Annotated in this window: 17 protein-coding genes and 2 tRNA genes; 16 read left to right on the plus strand and 3 right to left on the minus strand. The window is 69.3% G+C overall.

Features of this window, described 5'->3' with window-relative positions; translation table 11 throughout:
• Positions 1 to 92 precede the first annotated feature (92 nt).
• The 3 genes from IE107_RS05025 to IE107_RS05035 are packed head-to-tail and all read left to right on the plus strand — an operon-like array spanning position 93 to position 3934.
• Complete coding sequence (locus tag IE107_RS05025) at positions 93 to 938, plus strand: ABC transporter ATP-binding protein (protein WP_189542088.1); 846 nt, start codon at positions 93 to 95, stop codon at positions 936 to 938.
• Positions 938 to 3418 carry an FtsX-like permease family protein gene (locus IE107_RS05030; protein WP_189541469.1) on the plus strand — a complete coding sequence of 827 codons (2481 nt, stop codon included), beginning with the start codon at positions 938 to 940 and terminating at the stop codon, positions 3416 to 3418. Before IE107_RS05025 ends, IE107_RS05030 begins: the two co-directional genes overlap by 1 nt.
• A 9-nt stretch (positions 3419 to 3427) precedes the next feature.
• Positions 3428 to 3934 carry an HD domain-containing protein gene (locus IE107_RS05035; protein WP_189541471.1) on the plus strand — a complete coding sequence of 169 codons (507 nt, stop codon included), beginning with the start codon at positions 3428 to 3430 and terminating at the stop codon, positions 3932 to 3934.
• 34 nt (positions 3935 to 3968) lie between these two features.
• Here IE107_RS05035 and IE107_RS05040 read toward each other — a convergent pair whose 3' ends face one another.
• The gene (locus tag IE107_RS05040) at positions 3969 to 5120 is read right to left on the minus strand and encodes an acyltransferase family protein (RefSeq protein WP_189541473.1); all 1152 of its coding nucleotides are present in this window, start codon (positions 5118 to 5120) and stop codon (positions 3969 to 3971) included.
• A gap of 481 nt (positions 5121 to 5601) precedes the next feature.
• On the opposite strand from IE107_RS05040, the gene IE107_RS05045 reads away from it, so the two are divergent.
• Positions 5602 to 5796, plus strand: coding sequence for a hypothetical protein (locus IE107_RS05045; protein WP_189541475.1), 195 nt, complete (start codon positions 5602 to 5604; stop codon positions 5794 to 5796).
• 123 nt (positions 5797 to 5919) lie between these two features.
• On the opposite strand, the gene IE107_RS05050 is transcribed toward IE107_RS05045, so the two are convergent.
• Positions 5920 to 5993, minus strand: a tRNA-Gly gene (locus IE107_RS05050).
• Between the two features lie 165 nt (positions 5994 to 6158).
• Between IE107_RS05050 and IE107_RS05055 the strand changes: the two genes are divergently transcribed.
• From IE107_RS05055 to clpX, 5 genes are all read left to right on the plus strand, one after another.
• A tRNA-Pro gene (locus IE107_RS05055) sits at positions 6159 to 6235 on the plus strand.
• A 150-nt stretch (positions 6236 to 6385) separates the two neighbouring features.
• The gene (tig, locus tag IE107_RS05060; RefSeq protein ID WP_189541477.1) at positions 6386 to 7783 is read left to right on the plus strand and encodes a trigger factor; all 1398 of its coding nucleotides are present in this window, start codon (positions 6386 to 6388) and stop codon (positions 7781 to 7783) included.
• 266 nt (positions 7784 to 8049) lie between these two features.
• Positions 8050 to 8655 carry an ATP-dependent Clp protease proteolytic subunit gene (locus tag IE107_RS05065; RefSeq protein ID WP_189542090.1) on the plus strand — a complete coding sequence of 202 codons (606 nt, stop codon included), beginning with the start codon at positions 8050 to 8052 and terminating at the stop codon, positions 8653 to 8655.
• Positions 8656 to 8734: 79 nt separating this feature from the next.
• A complete protein-coding gene (locus IE107_RS05070; protein WP_308434207.1) occupies positions 8735 to 9415 on the plus strand; it encodes an ATP-dependent Clp protease proteolytic subunit in 681 nt (226 codons plus the stop codon).
• 157 nt (positions 9416 to 9572) lie between these two features.
• On the plus strand, positions 9573 to 10871 hold the full coding sequence (gene clpX, locus IE107_RS05075) for an ATP-dependent Clp protease ATP-binding subunit ClpX (RefSeq protein ID WP_189541480.1): 1299 nt from the start codon (positions 9573 to 9575) through the stop codon (positions 10869 to 10871).
• A 61-nt stretch (positions 10872 to 10932) separates the two neighbouring features.
• Here the strand turns inward: clpX and IE107_RS05080 are convergent, their stop codons facing one another.
• On the minus strand, positions 10933 to 11970 hold the full coding sequence (locus tag IE107_RS05080) for a hypothetical protein (protein ID WP_189541482.1): 1038 nt from the start codon (positions 11968 to 11970) through the stop codon (positions 10933 to 10935).
• 140 nt (positions 11971 to 12110) lie between these two features.
• Here IE107_RS05080 and IE107_RS05085 point away from each other — a divergent pair, with 140 nt between their 5' ends.
• From IE107_RS05085 to mreD, 7 genes are all read left to right on the plus strand, one after another.
• Positions 12111 to 14732 carry a valine--tRNA ligase gene (locus IE107_RS05085; RefSeq protein ID WP_189541483.1) on the plus strand — a complete coding sequence of 874 codons (2622 nt, stop codon included), beginning with the start codon at positions 12111 to 12113 and terminating at the stop codon, positions 14730 to 14732.
• A 135-nt stretch (positions 14733 to 14867) separates the two neighbouring features.
• Positions 14868 to 16391 (plus strand): bifunctional tetrahydrofolate synthase/dihydrofolate synthase, encoded by a 1524-nt coding sequence (gene folC, locus IE107_RS05090; protein ID WP_189541485.1) that lies wholly within the window; start codon positions 14868 to 14870, stop codon positions 16389 to 16391.
• 4 nt (positions 16392 to 16395) lie between these two features.
• Positions 16396 to 16737, plus strand: a complete 342-nt coding sequence (locus IE107_RS05095; RefSeq protein WP_189541487.1) for a DUF4233 domain-containing protein — start codon at positions 16396 to 16398, stop codon at positions 16735 to 16737.
• A gap of 148 nt (positions 16738 to 16885) precedes the next feature.
• Positions 16886 to 17299: a nucleoside-diphosphate kinase gene (gene ndk, locus IE107_RS05100; RefSeq protein WP_072483627.1), complete on the plus strand. Its 414-nt coding sequence runs from the start codon at positions 16886 to 16888 to the stop codon at positions 17297 to 17299.
• 287 nt (positions 17300 to 17586) lie between these two features.
• Positions 17587 to 18606 carry a rod shape-determining protein gene (locus IE107_RS05105; protein WP_189541490.1) on the plus strand — a complete coding sequence of 340 codons (1020 nt, stop codon included), beginning with the start codon at positions 17587 to 17589 and terminating at the stop codon, positions 18604 to 18606.
• 132 nt (positions 18607 to 18738) lie between these two features.
• Positions 18739 to 19779 carry a rod shape-determining protein MreC gene (gene mreC / locus IE107_RS05110; protein WP_189541492.1) on the plus strand — a complete coding sequence of 347 codons (1041 nt, stop codon included), beginning with the start codon at positions 18739 to 18741 and terminating at the stop codon, positions 19777 to 19779.
• Positions 19780 to 19790: 11 nt separating this feature from the next.
• Complete coding sequence (gene mreD, locus IE107_RS05115; RefSeq protein ID WP_189541494.1) at positions 19791 to 20453, plus strand: rod shape-determining protein MreD; 663 nt, start codon at positions 19791 to 19793, stop codon at positions 20451 to 20453.
• Positions 20454 to 20474: the final 21 nt, after the last annotated feature.

Here is a 20474-nt window from a genome sequence, read left to right on the forward strand (position 1 = left end):
GCCAGCAGCCGCCATGTTCCGCACCCGCCCCCGCTCCGTAGGTTCGAGCCATGGTCGAAGAAGCGGCCGACGAGCAACGGAAGGCGGACATCATGGGGCTGCGACGCACCAGGCAGCGCGCGCAGGACAGGCAGTACGCGACGGACATCCGCCACGGGTCCGGGCCCTCGGACCTCGCCGTCGAGCTGCGCGGCGTCCGCAGGCAGTACGGCCGGGGCGGCTCCGCCGTCCACGCGCTGCGGGGCATCGATCTCGCCCTCCCGCGCTCCACCTTCACCGCCGTCATGGGACCGTCGGGCTCCGGGAAGTCGACCTTCCTGCAGTGCGCGGCCGGACTCGACCGCCCCACCGAGGGCTCCGTACGCCTCGGCGGCACCGAGATCACCGGCATGAGCGAGAACCGGCTCACCGAACTGCGACGCACCCGCCTCGGCTTCGTCTTCCAGGCCTTCAACCTGCTGCCGTCCCTGACGGTCGAACAGAACGTCGTCCTGCCCATGCGCCTGGCCGGACAGCGCACCGGCTCCGCCCGCAGCCGCCGCGAAGCCGCCGAGATGCTCACCCGGGTCGGCCTCGGCGACAAAGGAGACCGCCGCCCCGGCCAGCTCTCCGGCGGCCAGCAGCAGCGCGTCGCCGTCGCCCGCGCCCTGGTCACCCGGCCCGACGTGATCTTCGCCGACGAGCCGACCGGCGCCCTCGACACCACCACCGCCGCCGAGATCCTCACCCTGCTCCGGAGCGCGGTGGACAACCTCGGCGCCACCGTCGTCATGGTCACCCACGACCCGGCCGCCGCCGCCTACGCCGACCAGGTGCTCTTCCTCGCCGACGGCGCGATCGCGGACAGCCTGCAGCGCGCCGGCGCCGCACAGATCGCCGCCCGGATGACCGCGCTGACCGTGCGCACCGCCCCCGCCCACGTCGGAGCAGCAGCCTGATGTTCACCCCGCACGTCCCGAACGGCCTCGCCCGCGCGGCCGTCCGCTTCAAACCCTCGTCGTTCATCGGGACCTTCGTCGCGCTCCTGCTGGCCGCGGCCATCGTCTGCGCCTGCGGCATCCTGCTGGAGACCGGCCTGCGCGCCTCCGCCCCCGCGGACCGCTACGCGAAGGCCCCCGTGGTGGTCGCCGCCGACCAGCGGGTGCACATGACGGTCGGCAGCGGCGAGGGCGAGTACGACGCCGCCCAACCCGTACCGGACACCGCGCGGCTCCCCGGATCCCTGGTGGCCAAGGCCGCCTCGGCGCCCGGCGCGGCGGCCGCGATCGGGGACGTGAGCTACTCCGTGAAACAGGGCGGCACCCCCCTCACCGCTCACGGCTGGGGCTCCACCGCCTTCACCGGTACGCGGCTGCTCACGGGCGAGCCGCCCGGCACCGGCGAAGTCGTCGTCCCCACCGGCACCGGGACCCGGGTCGGCGAGCGGATCACCCTCGACACCCCCGCGGGCACACGCGAGTTCCGCGTCGCGGGCACCACCGCCACCGACGCCACCGTCTGGTTCGCCGACCGGCAGGCCGTCCAGCTCTCCGGCCACCCCGGCCGGGTCGACGCCATCGCCGTACTCGCCGCCCCGGGCACCACCACCGACACCCTCGCGGACCAGGTGCGCAAGGCCGTCGGCCACACCGACCATGCCGAGGTCCACACCGGTGACGGCCGGGGCGCCGTCGAGGACGCGGCACTCACGGGCGCCACAGAACTCCTCGTCGGCCTCGGCGGATCCTTCGGCGGCGTCGCCACCATGGTCGCCGTCTTCACCGCCGCCGGTACGGTCGCCCTCTCCGTCGGCCAGCGCAGCCGTGAGTTCGCACTGCTGCGCGCCATCGGCGCCACCCCGCGCCAGCTGCGCCGCTCCATCGCCACCGAATCCCTGCTCATCGCCCCGCTCGCCGGAGCGCTCGGCTGCCTGCCCGGAATCGCTCTGGCCCGCTGGTGGTTCGGGCAGCTCCAGGACCGGGGAGCCATCCCCGAGCCCGTCGAACTGCACGTGTCCTGGCTGCCGCTGACCATCGCCACGGCCGCCACGATGCTCACCGCGCTGAGCGCCGGATACTTCGCCGCCCGCAAGCCGTCGAAGAGCAAGCCGGGACAGGCCCTCGCGCAGTCCGCCGTGGAAGGCCCCCCGTTCGGCTGGATCCGCACCCCGCTCGGCATCGCCGCCCTCGTCGGCGGCGGTCTCTTCGCGGGCGTCGCCGCTTCCACGAGCGGCGAGGACGCGGCGAACGCCGCACTGGGCGTCGTCATGTTCTTCATGCTCGCGGTCGGCCTGCTCGGCCCGCTGATCGCCCGGATCTGCGCCGCCGTCATCGGCCTCCCGCTGCGCGCGGCAGGCGTGTCGGGCTCGCTGGCCGCCGCCAACTCCCGGACGAACTCGCGCCGCCTGGCCTCCGCGATCACCCCGATCGTGCTCGCCATGGCCTTTTCCTCCACGCTCGTCTTCATGCAGACCAGCGAGGAGCGTGTGGTCGCTCACCAGCAGCGCGACGCCGTCACCGCCGACCACATCGTCTCCGCCCCGGGCGGACTCGCCTCCGACGCGACCGAACGGGCCGCTGCCACACCCGGTGTCACGACCGCCGTCGGGCTGCTCCGCAGCTCCGTCCTGGTGCCCACCGGATCCGGCGGGGACCGACGGCTCCAAAGCACCTCCGCCCAGGGGATCACCGGTTCCGGCAGCGACCTCGCCGAGGTCCAGGACCTCGACGTCCGGAGCGGATCGCTCACCGGCCTGCGGCCCGGCACCGTCGCCATCGACACCACCCTCGCCGGCTCCACGAAGGCCGGGACCGGCGACCGGCTGGCCCTGCGCCTCCCGGACGGCACCAAGGCGAACCCCAAGGTCGTCGCGGTCTACGGACGCGGCCTCGGCACCAGCCTCCTCACATTCCCCGCGGCCGACCTGAAGGCCCATATGACCTCGCCGTACGCCACCGACATCCTGGTACGGGCCACCCCCGCCGCCGCACAGAAGCTCACCGCGCTCGGTACCGTCACCGACTCCTCCGCCTACGCCGCGGCACAGGACGAGAACCGCGAGCTCAACGCCTGGGCCAACACCGTCATGGCCGCGGTGCTCGGCGGATTCGCCGCGATCGCCGCCGTCAACACCCTGGTGATGACCGTCCTGGACCGCCGCCGCGAACTGACCATGCTGCGCCTGGTCGGCTCCACCCGCAGTCAGGTCATGGGCATGATCCGCTGGGAGGCCCTGCTGGTCACGGTGGCCGGCGCCGCGATCGGCACCGGCATCGCATTCGCCACGCTCTACCCGATGATGAGGGGCCTGACGGGCGAGTCGCCGTACATCCCGCCGGTCCTGTACGGCAGTTTCGTCGCCGCGACCGTCGGCCTCGGCCTCCTCGCCATGGTGGTCCCGGCCCGCGCCGCTCTGCGCAGGGCGGCCGACCGTCCGTAGAGTCGGGCCATGACCGATCCGCACACGCATCTGACCCTCGCCGAAGTCGAGGCGATCGCCCGCGAGGCCCACGCCGATCAGCGGGACAAGGCGGGACGCCCGTACACCGAACACCTCGCCGCCGTCGCCGAGGGGGTACGGACCAGGGGCGGCAGCGAGGACCAGATAGCCGCGGCCTGGCTGCACGACGCGGTCGAGGACGACGCGCTGTCGGCGCGGTGGCTGGCCGGGGCCGCGCTGCCGCAGCAGGTGAAGGACATGGTCCTCGCCGTCACCAGACGTGACGGCGAGGACCTTCGTTCGTACACCCGGCGCATCCTGGACACCCCGGGCGCGCTGCTGATCAAGGAGTCGGACCTGGCACACAACGCGGACCCGGCCCGCCTCGCGGTGCTGGAGCCCGCGACCCGTACCCGGCTGACCGAGAAGTATGCGCTGGTACGGGGGCTGCTGGGGCTCACCCCGGGCGAATCGCCCGTCGAGCAATCGGATCAAGCCAACACGGCGAAGGACTGACCCGTCCGGCCGCCCGCGGGTCCGGCCGCCCGGCTCAGAGCCTGGCCGAATCCCGCCGGAACGCCCAGTCCATGTCCGGCTCCGTCACCGGGCGCAGCACCCTGCGCACCGGTGGCGTGCACATCAGCGTCACGGCGGCGGCCGCGACCAGGGAGACCAGGACCAGGCCGGCGGGCGCCGCGAGCCAGTCGCAGACGTCGAACACCCCGGCGTATCCGGCACCCTTGATCAGGAAGCCGTGCAGCAGATAGCCGCAGATCGTCCCGGCGCCGAGCACCGTGAACCACATGCGGCGGCGCGGCACCCAGGCCAGGAACCCGATGGTGAGCAGCAGCGCGCAGCCGAACAGCGCCAGCGTCATCACGGCACCGGACCACCACGGCGCACCCATCTCCTGCGCGCTGTTGCTGCGGTAGAACCAGCCCAGCTGCATCCGTGGCGCCGCCCAGTAAGCGAACGCCAGGGCGCCGGCGAACAGCGGGAGCGCGAGCATCCGGACCTCGCGCCGGCGGACCAGCTCGAAGTGCTCGGGCCTCAGCCGGAGCCCCAGCACGAAGAACGGCAGGAACTGCAGAACGCGCTGGAGATCGAGATCGTCGCCGATCGTCGGGGAGAAGGAGGCGAGCATGGCGATGACGAGCGCGACCGGCAGCGGATGGCGCAGCGACTGCCACAGCGGCGTGGTGAGCCGCCAGACGAACAGCGCGATCAGGAACCAGGTCAGGTACCAGGGGTCGAGCAGGCTGATCGACGGGTCGGCCGAGTCGTCCGCGTACCGCTTGAAGAGCGAGTACGCCGTTTCGAACACCACATAGGGCACGGCGACGCCGGTGATCAGGCGCTTCACCTTGGCGGCGGACATGTCGAACGAGCGGGAGAAGTAGCCGGAGACGATGATGAACGCCGGCATGTGAAAGGTGTACGCCACCATGTACAGCGCACGGGCCGTCCGGCTGCCGTCCATCACCGGTTCCCACGAGTGCGCCACCGCGACGAGCACGATGGCCAGGTATTTGACGTTGTCGAAGTAGGCGTCGCGCCGCTTCGCCGGTGCGGTCGCCGGCGGCTTGTTCGGCACCGGTGCGGGAGGCGCAGCGGTGGCGGTCGCCCCTCGGGATCTGGGCTCCGACTCCCGGGTCGCCGATGGGAGCGGGGCCCTCTGAAATGCGTTCGGAGCGTGGAACATCTCATGCACCTTAGACGCCTCGATCGGAATTCGTAAAACCGCTCGGGGGATATCACGTGCGCCCGGTCCAATCGAAAGCGAAACCGCCGCCAACCGACCGTTATGCACCGATTCATCCCTCTTAAATAGGGCATATCGGCAGGCTGTTGTGGCGCGTGAATTTCATCGCACTTAAACCTTGGAATTGCATGTGAATGAAGTGTGCGGATATGGAAACCGTCACATTCGCACGTCATTGCGAATGGTTGGTTCACGGTTCACTCACGGGTGTGCGGGGCGTGGGTGGGGGCCTGTGCGACCCTCCCGTGCAGGCGTGCGCCCCAAGCGCACGCGGGGCGCAAGGATGGCGCGATCCCGTCACATCGATCCGTCACCTGGCAGCGACCACAGGGGAGTTGGTGGCACGATGGACGGGACGGAGGAGTGCTCGGCCGCACCTCTCCGGGCCGGCAAGGCGGACCGACCAAGGGTGTGATCAGTCATGGCCATTTCACTGTCTGTGGTGTTGATGTTGGCGATCATCCTGGTGGTCCTGATCCGGGGTGGCTCGATCAAGCCCGGGCCGGCGATCGTCGCGGTGCTCTTCGGCTTCTTCCTGGCGTCGACCGGCATGGCGCCGTCGATCCAGAGATTCATGAACTCGATAGCGGAGACCATCAACCAGATCTCCTTCTGAGCCGGAGCCGATCCGGCTCCGGGCAGGCAGGGCCGCCGCCCGCGCTCCGGCGCGGCCGGCGGAACACATGCAGAACGCAAAAGGCCCGGTCCGGCGAGGAATTCGCCGGACCGGGCCCAAGCATGGAGCGGGCGACGGGAATCGAACCCGCGTAGCTAGTTTGGAAGACTAGGGCTCTACCATTGAGCTACGCCCGCACAGCAGCACCGCAGGCCCTGGGGCCGACGGCACGTGAAGCATCGTAGCGGGTCATGGACGCCGCCCGCACACCCGATTGCGGCCACCCGGTGTCGCGTTCGGTGCCGCCCGCGCAAAGCGGCCGATGCACTGCCTGACGGCATGTACCCTACGTGTCGCACCGACGGGGTGTGGCGCAGCTTGGTAGCGCGTCCGCTTTGGGAGCGGAAGGTCGTCGGTTCGAATCCGGCCACCCCGACCACCGGCAAGATCGCATTGTGGGAGTCCGACTCCTTGCCGTTACTATGCAAAATGCGTGCCCGTGTGTCTGATGTACCGGGCTCGGTCCGCGAAGCCGCCTCCCGTGCGGCGGAGCAGAACCCCAAGAAGTCAGCCACAAGGAGACCGAACCGTGAAGAGCGCCGTGGAGACCCTGAACCCGACCCGGGTTCGGCTCACTGTCGAGGTGCCCTTCGAGGAGCTCAAGGACAGCCTCGACGCGGCGTACAAGAAGATCAACCAGCAGGTCACGGTGAAGGGCTTCCGCAAGGGCAAGATCCCTGCCCGGGTCATCGACCAGCGCTTCGGCCGCGGTGCGGTGCTGGAGGAGGCCGTCAACGACGCCCTCCCGAAGTTCTACACCGAGGCCGTCAACGAGGGTGAGCTCAATGTCCTCGGCCAGCCCGAGGTCGACATCACCGAGCTGAAGGACGGCGAGCTGCTGGCCTTCACCGCCGAGGTTGACGTACGCCCCGAGATCGAGATTCCGGACTACTCCGGCATCGAGGTCACCGTCGACGCCCTCGAGGTCAGCGACGAGGACGTCGAGAAGGCCGTGGAGCAGCTCCGCGAGCGCTTCGCCTCCACCAACCCGGTCGAGCGCGCCGCTGCCGAGGGCGACGTCGTGACGATCGACCTGCAGGCCAAGGTCGACGGCGAGGTCCTGGAGGACGGCGTCGCCGAGGGTGTCTCGTACACCATCGGTTCCGGTGAGCTCCTCGACGGCATCGACGCCGCCGTCACCGGCCTGGAGGCGGGTGGCGAGGCCACCTTCACCTCCGAGCTGAAGGGCGGCTCCGCCGAGGGCAAGGAGGCCGAGGTCACCGTCAAGGTCTCCGCGGTCGCCGCCCGTGAGCTCCCCGAGCTGGACGACGAGTTCGCCCAGATGGCCAGCGAGTTCGACACCCTCGACGAGCTGAAGACGGACAGCCGCAAGCGCCTGGAGAACACCAAGCAGTACGACCAGGCCACCCAGGCCCAGGAGCGCGTCCTGGACGAGCTGCTGAAGCTCGCCGAGGTCCCGATCCCGGAGAAGCTGCTCGCGGACGAGGTCCAGACCCGCAAGCACAACCTGGAGCACCACCAGCTCGGTCAGATGGGTCTGACCCTCGACAAGTACCTGGAGATCCAGGGCAAGACGGTCGAGGAGTTCGACGCCGAGACCTCCGAGCAGGCGATCAAGGGCATCAAGACCCAGTTCATCCTGGACGAGATCGTCAACAAGGAGAAGCTGAACGTCAACCAGGAGGAGCTCACCGAGCACCTCATGCGGCGCGCTGCTTCCTCCGGCATGAGCCCCGACCAGTTCGCCCAGGCCGTCGTCGAGGGCGGCCAGGTGCCGATGCTCGTCGGCGAGGTCGCCCGTGGCAAGGCGCTGGCCGTGGTCGTCGAGGCCGCCAAGGTCGTCGACACCAACGGTGAGGTCGTCGACCTGGAGGACGACGAAGAGGCAGCGGAGGAGGCCGTCGAGGCCGCCGAGGGCACCACCGACGCCGCCGCCGAGGCCGCCGAGGAGAAGAACGAGGCCTGAGCCTCGCGCTGAACCCGAACGACGGGCTCCGGACGCCGCTTGCGTCCGGAGCCCGTCGTCGTAGGGCGCACAGTGCCCCACAACCCTTGTGCGGACTGCGGAGCTTGCGCTCCGAGCGAACAGTTGCGGAAGCGGGATGGCGTTGTCCCACCTGCGCGTTAGGGTCCATGAATAGGAAGGGCAGGGGAGTCCCCGCCCACCCGGTACGAAGACGCTGAGACGGCCGGAGCCGTCAGAGACGAGCAGGTGGATACGTGACGAATCTGATGCCCTACGCCGCCGGAGAGCCGACCCCCGGTGGAGGCCTCGGTGACCAGGTCTACAGCCGGCTGCTCGGCGAGCGCATCATCTTCCTCGGTCAGCAGGTCGACGATGAGATCGCCAACAAGATCACCGCGCAGCTGCTCCTTCTCGCCGCGGAGCCCGAGAAGGACATCTACCTCTACATCAACAGCCCCGGCGGTTCGGTGACGGCCGGCATGGCGGTCTACGACACCATGCAGTACATCCCGAACGACGTGGTCACCATCGGTATGGGCATGGCGGCCTCGATGGGCCAGTTCCTGCTCACCGGCGGCACCGCGGGCAAGCGCTTCGCACTCCCGAACACCGACATCCTCATGCACCAGGGTTCGGCAGGCATCGGCGGTACGGCCTCGGACATCAAGATCCAGGCCCAGTACCTGCTGCGCACCAAGCAGCGGATGGCGGAGATCACCGCCCGCCACTCCGGCCAGACCGTCGAGACGATCATCCGCGACGGCGACCGCGACCGCTGGTACACCGCGGAGGAGGCCAAGGAGTACGGCCTCATCGACGAGATCATCACGATCGCATCGGGCGTTCCGGGCGGCGGCGGCACCGGCGCCTGATCCGGCACCACCGGATCCGGCACCGGCGCCCCGCGCACCTCTCGTACGCCGAGACACCCAGCCACAGAACGCCACCAGGATGGTGAACACCCACATGAACAACTTCCCCGGCGCCTCCGCGAGCGGCCTCTACACCGGCCCGCAGGTGGACAACCGCTACATCGTGCCGCGCTTCGTGGAGCGCACCTCGCAGGGCGTGCGCGAGTACGACCCGTACGCGAAGCTCTTCGAAGAGCGAGTGATCTTCCTCGGCGTGCAGATCGACGACGCCTCCGCCAACGACGTCATGGCGCAGCTGCTGTGCCTCGAGTCGATGGACCCGGACCGGGACATCTCGATCTACATCAACAGCCCCGGCGGCTCGTTCACCGCGCTCACGGCGATCTACGACACGATGCAGTTCGTGAAGCCGGACATCCAGACGGTCTGCATGGGCCAGGCGGCCTCCGCCGCGGCCGTGCTGCTCGCCGCGGGCACGCCCGGCAAGCGCATGGCGCTGCCCAACGCCCGTGTGCTGATCCACCAGCCGTCCTCGCAGACCGGCCGTGAGCAGCTCTCCGACCTGGAGATCGCGGCCAACGAGATCCTGCGGATGCGCACCCAGCTGGAGGAGATGCTGGCCAAGCACTCCACCACGCCGCTGGAGAAGATCCGCGACGACATCGAGCGCGACAAGATCCTGACCGCCGAGGACGCCCTCGCCTACGGTCTCGTCGACCAGATCGTGTCGACCCGCAAGCAGGCGGCCGCGGCCGTCTGACGTCGGCCTTCACCCCTTGGCACGCCACGTTCGCCCGGTCCTGACCGTGTGAACCGTGCCAAGGGGGGCCCGAACGGGGGCCAAGGCAAGGTACCGTCGGATAGAGGCACCAGGAGCCGCTGAACCAAGCTGCTCCCAGGCGAAGGGGAAGCACCTCGTGGCACGCATCGGTGATGGCGGCGACCTGCTCAAGTGCTCGTTCTGCGGAAAGAGCCAGAAGCAGGTGAAGAAGCTCATCGCGGGACCCGGTGTGTACATCTGCGACGAGTGCATCGATCTCTGCAACGAGATCATCGAGGAGGAGCTCGCCGAGACCTCCGAGGTGCGGTGGGAGGAACTCCCCAAGCCGCGCGAGATCTACGAGTTCCTCGAGGGGTACGTCGTCGGGCAGGAGCCCGCGAAGAAGGCCCTCTCGGTCGCTGTGTACAACCACTACAAGCGGGTCCAGGCGGGTGAGAACGGCGGCGCGCAGGGCCGGGACGACGCCATCGAGCTGGCCAAGTCCAACATCCTGCTGCTGGGCCCCACGGGCTCCGGCAAGACACTGCTCGCGCAGACGCTGGCCCGCATGCTCAACGTCCCGTTCGCCATCGCCGACGCGACGGCGCTGACGGAGGCCGGCTATGTCGGCGAGGACGTCGAGAACATCCTGCTGAAGCTGATCCAGGCCGCGGACTACGACGTCAAGAAGGCCGAGACCGGGATCATCTACATCGACGAGATCGACAAGGTCGCGCGCAAGAGCGAGAACCCGTCGATCACCCGCGATGTCTCCGGCGAGGGCGTCCAGCAGGCCCTGTTGAAGATCCTGGAGGGCACCACCGCGTCCGTACCGCCGCAGGGCGGCCGGAAGCACCCGCACCAGGAGTTCATCCAGATCGACACGACGAACGTGCTGTTCATCGTGGGCGGCGCCTTCTCCGGCCTGGAGCGGATCATCGAGTCCCGTGCGGGTGCCAAGGGCATCGGCTTCGGCGCGACGATCCGTTCGAAGCGGGAGATCGAGGCGAGCGACCAGTTCCAGGAGGTCATGCCGGAGGACCTGGTGAAGTTCGGGATGATCCCGGAGTTCATCGGCAGGCTGCCCGTCCTCACCTCGGTCCACAACCTGGACCGCGAGGCGCTGCTGCAGATCCTCGTCGAGCCGCGCAACGCGCTGGTGAAGCAGTACCAGCGGCTCTTCGAACTCGACGGTGTCGAGCTGGACTTCGACCGCCCGGCCCTGGAGGCCATCGCCGACCAGGCGATCCTCCGCGGCACCGGCGCGCGGGGCCTGCGGGCCATCATGGAGGAGGTCCTCCAGTCCGTGATGTACGAGGTGCCGTCCCGCAAGGACGTCGCCCGTGTCGTCATCACGGCCGACGTCGTCCGCGACAACGTGAACCCGACCCTCGTCCCGCGCGAGCCGCGGACGATCGGCAAGGGCGACGGCGGACGGCACGAGAAGTCCGCGTAGCCGCAGACGTACGGAAAAGGGGCGCCCGGCCGGGCGCCCCTTTTCCGTTGCCGCAGTCGGATCAGATCTTGGTGCGGGACGTGTTGTAGAGCTTGGCGGTCAGGGCGGCCACGTCGTCCTGGGACATGCCCTTGCCGGCCATGGAGAGGGCCACATCGACTCCGTTGACGACGCCGACGGTGCTGTAATCCGCCCAGACGCAGACGGGAATCAGGAACTCCTTCGGGCCCTTCTCCGGCGTGCCGTCGCCTTCCTTGTTGATCACCTTCAGGTCCTGGCACTTCATCAGCGCACCCTTGAACCCGGGTGGTGTGACGGCCTTGGCGCTGCCGACGAGCTGGACGTCCATGCCCTTCTCGCCCTTCTCCAAGTCCGCCTCGGCGTTGGTGAAGGAGCTGTCGATGACCTTCGCCGGGTCGGTGACGTCTCCCCAGATCCCCGCAAGTGTCACGGCCTTGCTGGCGAGTGGGTTGTCTTCGGAACCCGACGAGTACTGGGCCCTCACCTTCTGGGGGTCCTTGATCCCCATGGCTTCGGCTTCCTTCTTGTCGTCGCCCGTCACCGGCGTCGACGTCGACGGCATGCCGGCTTCCTTCTTGTAGCCGTCCAGCGTCGCCGCCGGCGTCAGCTTGTACCCCTTGGTGGAGTCCGCCACGTCGCTGTTGCTGGCGCCGCCCGACGTCAGGAAGTACACCCCGCCCCCGATGACCGCCAGCGCCACGACGACGCCGCCGACGATCAGGCCGGTCTTCTTCTTCGGCTCGGCCGGCGGCATCGGCATCGTGCCGTAGGGCTGCTGGCCGCCGTACGGGGGAGTGGGGGGCTGCTGGCCGTAGGGGCCGGGCTGCTGGGCCTGCGGGTAGCCGTAGCCCGGCTGGGGCTGCTGGGGCGGGACACCCTGCTGGGGGTAGCCGTAACCGGGCTGGCCCTGCGGGGGCTGCTGGCCGTACGGGTTCGGCTGCTGGCCGTACGGGCCGGGCTGGCCCTGCGGCTGCTGACCGTACGGTCCGGGCTGGCCCTGGGGCGGCTGGCCGCCGTACGGACCCGGCTGGCCCTGGGGCGGCTGGCCGCCGTACGGGCCCGGCTGGTTGTAGCTCATCTGCGGTGTCCCCTGTTCGTCATGCTTATGCGTTCCGAACATCCTGACGGAACGGCTCCCCGTATGGAGCACCGGGCGTCACACCGTTACTCAACAAACCGGTTTCAATGCACGACTGTGACGGCCCTAAACTGTCCCCCGTGACCGAGAACACTCAGCAGACGCCAGCCAGCAACCCCGAACTGCCGACCCAGTACGCACCGGCCGAGGTAGAGGGGAAGCTGTATGAGCGCTGGGTAGAACGGGGTTACTTCGAAGCCGACGAGCACAGCGAGAAGCCGCCGTACTCCATCGTCATCCCGCCGCCGAACGTCACGGGCAGCCTGCACCTCGGGCACGCCTTCGAGCACACGTTGATCGACGCCCTCGTCCGCCGCAAGCGCATGCAGGGCTTCGAGGCGCTCTACCAGCCCGGCATGGACCACGCCGGCATCGCCACCCAGAACGTCGTCGAGCGCGAGCTCGGCAAGGAGGGCAAGTCCCGCCACGACCTGGGCCGCGAGGCCTTCGTCGAGCGCGTCTGGAAGTGGAAGAACGAGTCCGGCGGCCAGATCTCCGGCCAGATGCGCCGACTCGGCGAGGGCGTCGCCTGGTCCCGTGAGCGCTTCACCATGGACGAGGGCCTGTCCACCGCCGTCCAGACCATCTTCAAGCGGATGTACGACGAGGAGCTGATCTATCGCCGTGAACGCATCGTCAACTGGTGCCCGCGCTGTCTGACCGCGATCTCGGACATCGAGGTCGAGTACCAGGACGACGACGGCGAGCTGGTCTCGATGACGTACGGGGAGGGGGACGACACCATCGTCGTCGCCACGACCCGCGCCGAGACGATGCTCGGTGACACCGCCGTCGCCGTCCACCCCGACGACGAGCGCTACAAGCACCTCGTCGGCAAGCAGATCAGGCTGCCGCTGACCGACCGCACGATCCCCGTCGTCGCCGACCACCACGTCGACCCGGAGTTCGGCACCGGCGCCGTGAAGGTCACCCCCGCGCACGACCCGAACGACTTCGAGATCGGTACGCGCCACGACCTGCCGTTCCTCACGGTCATGGACGAGCGCGCGGTCATCACCGTCCCCGGCCCGTTCGAGGGCCTGGACCGGCTGGAGGCCCGCTCCGCGATCGTCGGCGCGCTGCGCGCCGAGGGCCGGATCGTCGCCGAGAAGCGGCCGTACATCCACTCCGTCGGCCACTGCTCGCGCTGCAAGACCACCGTCGAGCCCCGGCTGTCCATGCAGTGGTGGGTCAGGGTCGCCCCGCTCGCCGAGGCGGCCGGTGACGCCGTCCGCCAGGGCAAGGTCAAGATCCACCCGCAGGAGATGGAGAAGCGGTACTTCGACTGGGTCGACAACCTCCACGACTGGTGCATCTCGCGCCAGCTGTGGTGGGGGCACCGCATTCCCGTCTGGCACGGACCCGACGGAGAGATGGTCTGCGTCGGACCGGACGACGAGCCCCCCACCGGCGAGGGCTGGACGCAGGACAGCGACGTCCTGGACACCTGGTTCTCCTCCGGCCTGTGGCCGTTCTCCACGCTCGGCTGGCCCGAACGGACCGACAGTCTCGCGAAGTTCTACCCGAACTCCGTCCTGGTCACCGGCTACGACATCCTCTTCTTCTGGGTCGCCCGGATGATGATGTTCGGCCTGTACGTCAACGACGGCGTCCCGCCGTTCGAGACGATCGTCCTGCACGGCATGGTCCGCGACGAGTACGGCAAGAAGATGTCGAAGTCCTTCGGCAATGTCGTCAACCCGCTGGACTGGATGGACAAGTACGGCTCCGACGCGCTGCGCTTCACGCTGGCGCGCGGCGCCAACCCCGGCGTCGACGTCCCGATCGGCGAGGAGTGGGTCCAGGGTTCCGCCAAGTTCGCCAACAAGATCTGGAACGCCACCCGCTTCGCGCTGATGAACGGCGCGACGATCGAGGGCGAACTGCCGTCCGCCGACGAGATGTCGGTGACCGACCGCTGGATCCTCTCCCGCCTGGGCAAGACCGTCGCCGAAGTCGACGCGTACTACGACGACTTCCAGTTCTCCAAGCTCAGTGAGGCGCTGCGGCACTTCGCCTGGGACGAGGTCTTCGACTGGTACGTCGAGCTGTCCAAGACCACGTTCTTCGCGGGCGGCCGGCCGGCCGAGGTCTCGGGCCGGGTCCTCGGTGAGGTCCTCGACGTGATGCTGCGACTGCTGCACCCGGTCGTGCCGTTCGTCACGGAGACGCTCTGGACGGCCCTCACCGGCCGGGAGTCCGTCGTCATCGCGGACTGGCCGAAGGACTCCGGCTTCCGCGACGACGCGGCCGAGCAGGAGATCGCACTCGTCCAGCAGGTGGTCACCGAGGTCCGCCGGTTCCGCTCCGACCAGGGCCTGCAGCCCGGCCAGAAGGTCCCGGCCGAGCTCACCCTGACCGGTACGCCGCTCGCCCCGCACGAGGCGGCCATCCGCCAGCTGCTGCGGCTCCAGCCGGCCGAGGAGGGCTTCCACGCCACCGCCTCGCTGCCCGTCGCGGGGGCCACGGTCGCCCTCGACCTCTCCGGCACCATCGATGTCGAGGCCGAGCGCAAGCGCCTGACGAAGGACCTGGGCGCCGCCGAGAAGGAGAAGGCCCAGGCGGTCGGAAAGCTCTCCAACGAGGCGTTCCTCGGCAAGGCCCCGGACAACGTGGTCGACAAGATCCGTGGCCGGCTCGCCAAGGCCGAGGCCGACATCGAGCGGATCTCCGGCCAGCTGGCGAACCTGCCGCAGAGCTGACCACCCGCTGAAGACGAAGCCCCCGTACTCCCGCTGCCGGGAGTACGGGGGCTTCGCCCGTCCCCGCGCACGGTCGGGACTCCGGCGACACCGGGCGCTGCGTGCGATGTCCGTGCCCATCCGTAGACTGGCCCCGTGAGTGAGCCCCGCCCTTCCGACCGGCACGACAACTCCGAGTCCGACGACACCTTCGCGGAGATCGTCGACGAGGAGACCCAGCGCGACCCCGACCTGGCGGTGATCGAGGCCGGGAGCCGTACGCTGCGTACCCGCTCCGGGCCGCCGCAGGGCGAAGAGGTTCCGGCCCGCCCCGCCGATCCCGAGGTGGACAAGGCGCTGCGCGCCGTGGAGCAGGAGCTCGCCGGACGCTGGGGCGAGACCAAGCTGGAGCCCTCCGTCACGCGCATCGCCGCGCTGATGGACGTGCTCGGCGAGCCGCAGCGCGCGTACCCCTCGATCCACATCACCGGGACCAACGGCAAGACGAGCACGGCCCGCATGATCGAGGCGCTGCTCGGCGCTTTCGACCTGCGTACCGGCCGCTACACCTCGCCGCACGTCCAGTCGATCACCGAGCGGATCAGCCTGGACGGCTCCCCGATCGACCCCGAGCGGTTCATCGAGGCGTACCAGGACATCAAGCCGTACGTGGAGATGGTCGACACCCAGCAGCCGTACCGGCTCTCCTTCTTCGAGGTGCTGACGGGCATGGCCTACGCGGCCTTCGCGGACGCGCCGGTCGACGTCGCCGTCGTCGAGGTCGGCATGGGCGGCAGCTGGGACGCGACGAACGTCATCGACGCCTCGGTCGCCGTCGTCACCCCCATCTCGCTGGACCACACCGACCGGCTGGGTGCCACGCCCGCCGAGATCGCCGGCGAGAAGGCCGGGATCATCAAGCAGGGCGCCACGGTCATCCTCGCCCAGCAGCCGGTGGACGCCGCGCAGGTGATGCTGAAGAAGGCCGTCGAGGCCGATGCCACGGTGGCCCGCGAGGGCATGGAGTTCGGCGTCGTCTCGCGCGAGATCGCCGTCGGCGGCCAGCTGCTGACGCTGCGCGGCCTCGGTGGCGAGTACGAGGAGATCTTCCTCCCGCTCTACGGCGCCCACCAGGCGCACAACGCCGCGGTGGCGCTCTCCGCGGTGGAGGCCTTCTTCGGGATCGGCGCCGAGCAGCCGGGCTCGCTCGATGCCGACACGGTCCGCCAGGCCTTCGCCTCGGTGATCTCCCCGGGCCGTCTCGAAGTCGTCCGCTCCAGCCCCACCGTCGTCCTGGACGCGGCGCACAACCCGGCGGGCGCCCGCGCCACCGCCGACGGGCTCTCCGAGGCCTTCGGCTTCTCCCGGCTGATCGGCGTGGTCGGCACCAGCTCCGACAAGGACGTCAAGGGGCTCCTCGAAGCCTTCGAGCCGATTTTCGCCGAGGTCGTCGTCACCCAGAACTCCAGCGGCCGCGCGATGGACGTCGACGAGCTCGCCGCCCTCGCGGTCGAGGTCTTCGGCGAGGACCGCGTCCAGGTGGAGCCGCGCCTGGACGACGCCCTGGAGGCGGCGATCACCCTCGCCGAGGAGGAGGACGAATACGCGGGCGCCGGTGTTCTGGTGACCGGTTCCGTGATCACGGTCGGCGAGGCCCGGCTGCTTCTGGGAAGGCGCTGACCTCATGCGTACGCTCTGTGCATCCACACTGATCGGCGAATTCTTCGTGATCGGCTTCGCCGGGCTCGTCGCGATGAAATCCGACGACCTGACCGATGCCATGGTCTGGACGGTCTGCGGCACAGGGATGGCGCTCTCCGTGCTGCTCTGCGGGATGATCACCCGACCGGGCGGTGTACAGCTCGGCTGGGTGCTCCAGGTCGCCCTGGTGCTGAGCGGCTTCGTCGTCCCGATGATGTTCATCCTCGGCGTGGTCTTCGCCGGCCTGTGGTGGGCCTCGGTGCACTACGGCCGGAAGATCGACGAGGCGAAGGCCCGCTGGGCGGCGGCGCAGGAAGCGGCATAGCGCGGGCCGGGCGGGACCCCGCGGACACGCTCCGGGCCCGGCCGGTGGCTGACCCGGCACCTCTCGGCCAAACCCGGCCGCCGGCCCGGCTCCGTACCCCTGTAGCCTCGGTTCACCGCACCCGCCTGCCTGCAAGGAGCAGCACACCATGACCCAGCGAACCCTCGTTCTCCTCAAGCCCGACGCTGTCCGGCGCGGACTGGTCGGCGAGATCGTCGGGCGGATCGAGCGCAAGGCCGGCTGGCGGATCACCGCACTGGAGCTGCGCACCCTGGACCGCGCCACGCTGGAGCAGCACTACGCCGAGCACGTCGGCCGCCCGTTCTACGAGCCGCTCGTCGAGTTCATGCAGTCGGGCCCGATCGTCGCGCTGGTCGCCGAGGGCGAGCGGGTCATCGAGGGCATCCGTACGCTGGCCGGCCCCACCGACCCGATCGCCGCCGCGCCCGGCTCCATCCGTGGTGACTTCGGCACGATCACCCGGGAGAACCTCATTCACGCCTCGGATTCCGAGGAGTCCGCGGAGCGGGAACTGAAGCTTTTCTTCCCCGGAATCGCCTGATCCCGATCAGCCGAACAGCGCTCAGCCCCGGGGCGACCGAATTAATTCGGTCGCCCTTCGGTATAGGGTCCGGGATCGCGGGAACGCATCCCTCCGACATAACGTCACCATGAGTGGAGCGGCCACCCGTTCCGCCCACAATGGCGAAGGACCCTCGCGCGGTCTCCGTCACTGCGGCACTACGATGGAATCTTCCACGCCCGCCGCGCTCACCTCGCCGACCAGAACAAGCCATATCGCTTTCTCGGAAGGCCCGACGCATCCTCATGGGGAACAAGGGGAACTCAATGTCGTTCATCGGCCGTGACATGGCTATCGACCTCGGGACTGCCAACACGCTGGTGTACGTCAGGGGGCGCGGCATCGTTCTGAACGAGCCGTCCGTCGTGGCCATCAACACCAACACCGGCGGCATCCTGGCGGTCGGCTCCGAGGCCAAGAAGATGATCGGGCGTACACCGGGCAACATCGTTGCCGTACGGCCGCTGAAGGACGGCGTGATCGCCGACTTCGAGATCACCGAGCGGATGCTCCGCTACTTCATCCTGAAGATCCACAAGCGTCGCTACCTGGCCCGCCCGCGGGTCGTCGTCTGTGTGCCCTCCGGCATCACCGGGGTCGAGCGACGCGCCGTGATCGAGGCGTCGACGCAGGCCGGCGCGCGCCAGGTGCACATCATCGAGGAGCCCATGGCGGCGGCCATCGGCTCCGGACTGCCGGTCCACGAGGCCACCGGCAACATGGTCGTCGACATCGGTGGCGGCACCACGGAGGTCGCGGTCATCTCGCTCGGCGGAATCGTCACTGCCCAGTCGATCCGGGTCGCCGGTGACGAGCTGGACAACGCGATCATCCAGCACGTCAAGAAGGAGTACTCGCTCCTTCTCGGTGAGCGCACCGCCGAACAGATCAAGATCACGATCGGTTCAGCGTACGACATGGACAAGGACGAGCACACCGAGATCCGCGGCCGCGACCTCGTCTCCGGACTGCCCAAGACCGTGGTCATCGCGGCCGCCGAGGTCCGCAAGGCCATCGAGGAGCCGGTCAACGCGATCGTCGACGCCGTGAAGACCACGCTCGACAAATGCCCGCCGGAGCTCTCCGGTGACGTCATGGACCGCGGCATCGTCCTGACCGGCGGCGGCGCGCTGCTGCGCGGACTGGACGAGCGGCTGCGCCGCGAGACCGGCATGCCGATCCACATCGCGGAGGACCCGCTGGACTCGGTGGCGCTGGGATCCGGCAAGTGCGTCGAGGAGTTCGAGGCGCTCCAGCAGGTACTGGACGCACAGCCCCGCAGGTGAACGACCCCACGGGTGAACAGCCCCGTGGGTGGACAACACTGCGGTCTGCTGTACGGGACACTGCCGCTCCGTACGGCCGATCGTTGATATACAGGCACGAACATTCCGACGAGGAAGGCACGGCCGCCGCACGTGAGGGACACACGAGAGAGCCGGCTGCTCCTGGTGCTGCTGATCGCCATCGCGTTCGCATTGATCACGGTGGACATCCGCGGGGGCGAGGAGTCACCGGTGGACGGCGCCCGGCGGGCCGCCGCAGCGGCCTTCGGGCCGGTGGAGAATGGCGTCGCGGCAGCCGTCGACCCGGTGGGCAACGCCATAGGGGCGGTACGCGACTCCGGGACACGGCACAACCGGATCGCCCAGCTGGAACAGCAGAACGCCGCGCTCAAGACGAAGCTCGGCAGCGACGACCGCAACCGCAACCGGGTCCGTGAGCTCGACCGGATGCTGAAGAAGTCGGCCGCCGGACAGTACGGCATCAAGGGCGCCGAGGTCATCGCCATAGGAGCGGCCCAGGGCTTCTCCTGGACGGTCACCATCGACGCGGGTTCCCACGACGGGATCAAGCGCGACATGACCGTCATCAACGGTGACGGCCTGGTCGGCCGGGTCACCACCGTCGGCCCGGACACCTCCACGGTGCTCCTCGCCAACGACCCCGACTTCACCGTCGGCACCCGGATGGAGAAGACCGACGAGCTGGGCTTCGCCACCGGTCAGGGGACGCGGCCGCTCTCGGTCCAGTTCCTCAACGGCAAGGCCAAGGTGAAGAAGGGCGACCGGCTCGTCACCTTCGGCTCCAGCAAGGACAAGCCCTTCGTGCCCGGCGTCCCGGTCGGCGAGGTCGTCCGGGTCGACCCGTCCGGCGGCGGCCTGACCCGTACCGTCTACGTCCGTCCGTACGTCGGCTTCACCAAGCTCGACATCGTCGGCGTCGTGGTCCAGGCCCCGCGCGAGGACCCCCGTGACATGGTCCTGCCGAAGCAGCCGGCCAAGCCCGCCAAGCCGAAGCCCACGCCCACCGTCACCGTCACGATCTCGCCCAACGGCGACATCGTCGACACCGAAGGAAACGTCGTCGGGAACATCCACGAGAGTCCGGACCCCAGCAACAGCCCGGACCCGAACGGCACTTCGAACGCCGACTCCGCGGTCAACGAGCAGAGGTAGAGCTGATTCCCATGCGTTTGAACCGGATTCTGCTCTCCGTCGTCCTGGTCGTCGTCGCCCTCGTCGTCCAGGTCTCCGTGCTCGCCCGCCTCCAGCTCCCGGGCGCCGTGCCCGACCTGCTGCTCCTCGTCGTCCTCGCTCTCGCCTTCGTGTACGGGCACGTCAGCGGCGCCCTCATCGGTTTCGGCGCGGGGCTCCTCGCCGACCTGGCACCGCCCGCCGACCACGCGGCCGGACGCTACGCGCTGGTCCTCTGCGTCATCGGCTACCTCGCGGGGCTGCTGAAGCCGGAGAACGGCCAGCTGAAGTCGGCGATGGTCCCGATGATCGGGGTGGTCGCCGCGGCGATCGGCTCGACCCTGCTGTACGCGCTGGTCGGCGCGCTCGTCGGGGACACGGCGGCCCGTCATGTCGGCCTCGGCAGCCTGCTGTTCACCGCCGCCGTCTACGACCTGCTCCTGGCCCCCTTCGTCGTACCGCTGGTCATGGCTGTCGCCAGACGCACGGTGAACGACCCGCTCGCCGAGACCTCCGGCGGCGGGGACGTGGCCGCGGGCTGGCTCGCCTCCGGCACCGGCCTGCGGATCGGCAGCCAGCGCGGCGGACTGCGCGTCAAGGCCGCCCGCAGTCGCGCGGCCCGAGCCGGACGCATCAAGGGGGTCAAGCGACTGTGAGGCCGCACCGCAGCCAGGACC

Origin of the sequence: Streptomyces gelaticus, from assembly GCF_014649535.1 — a bacterium.
GTDB lineage: Bacteria > Actinomycetota > Actinomycetes > Streptomycetales > Streptomycetaceae > Streptomyces > Streptomyces gelaticus.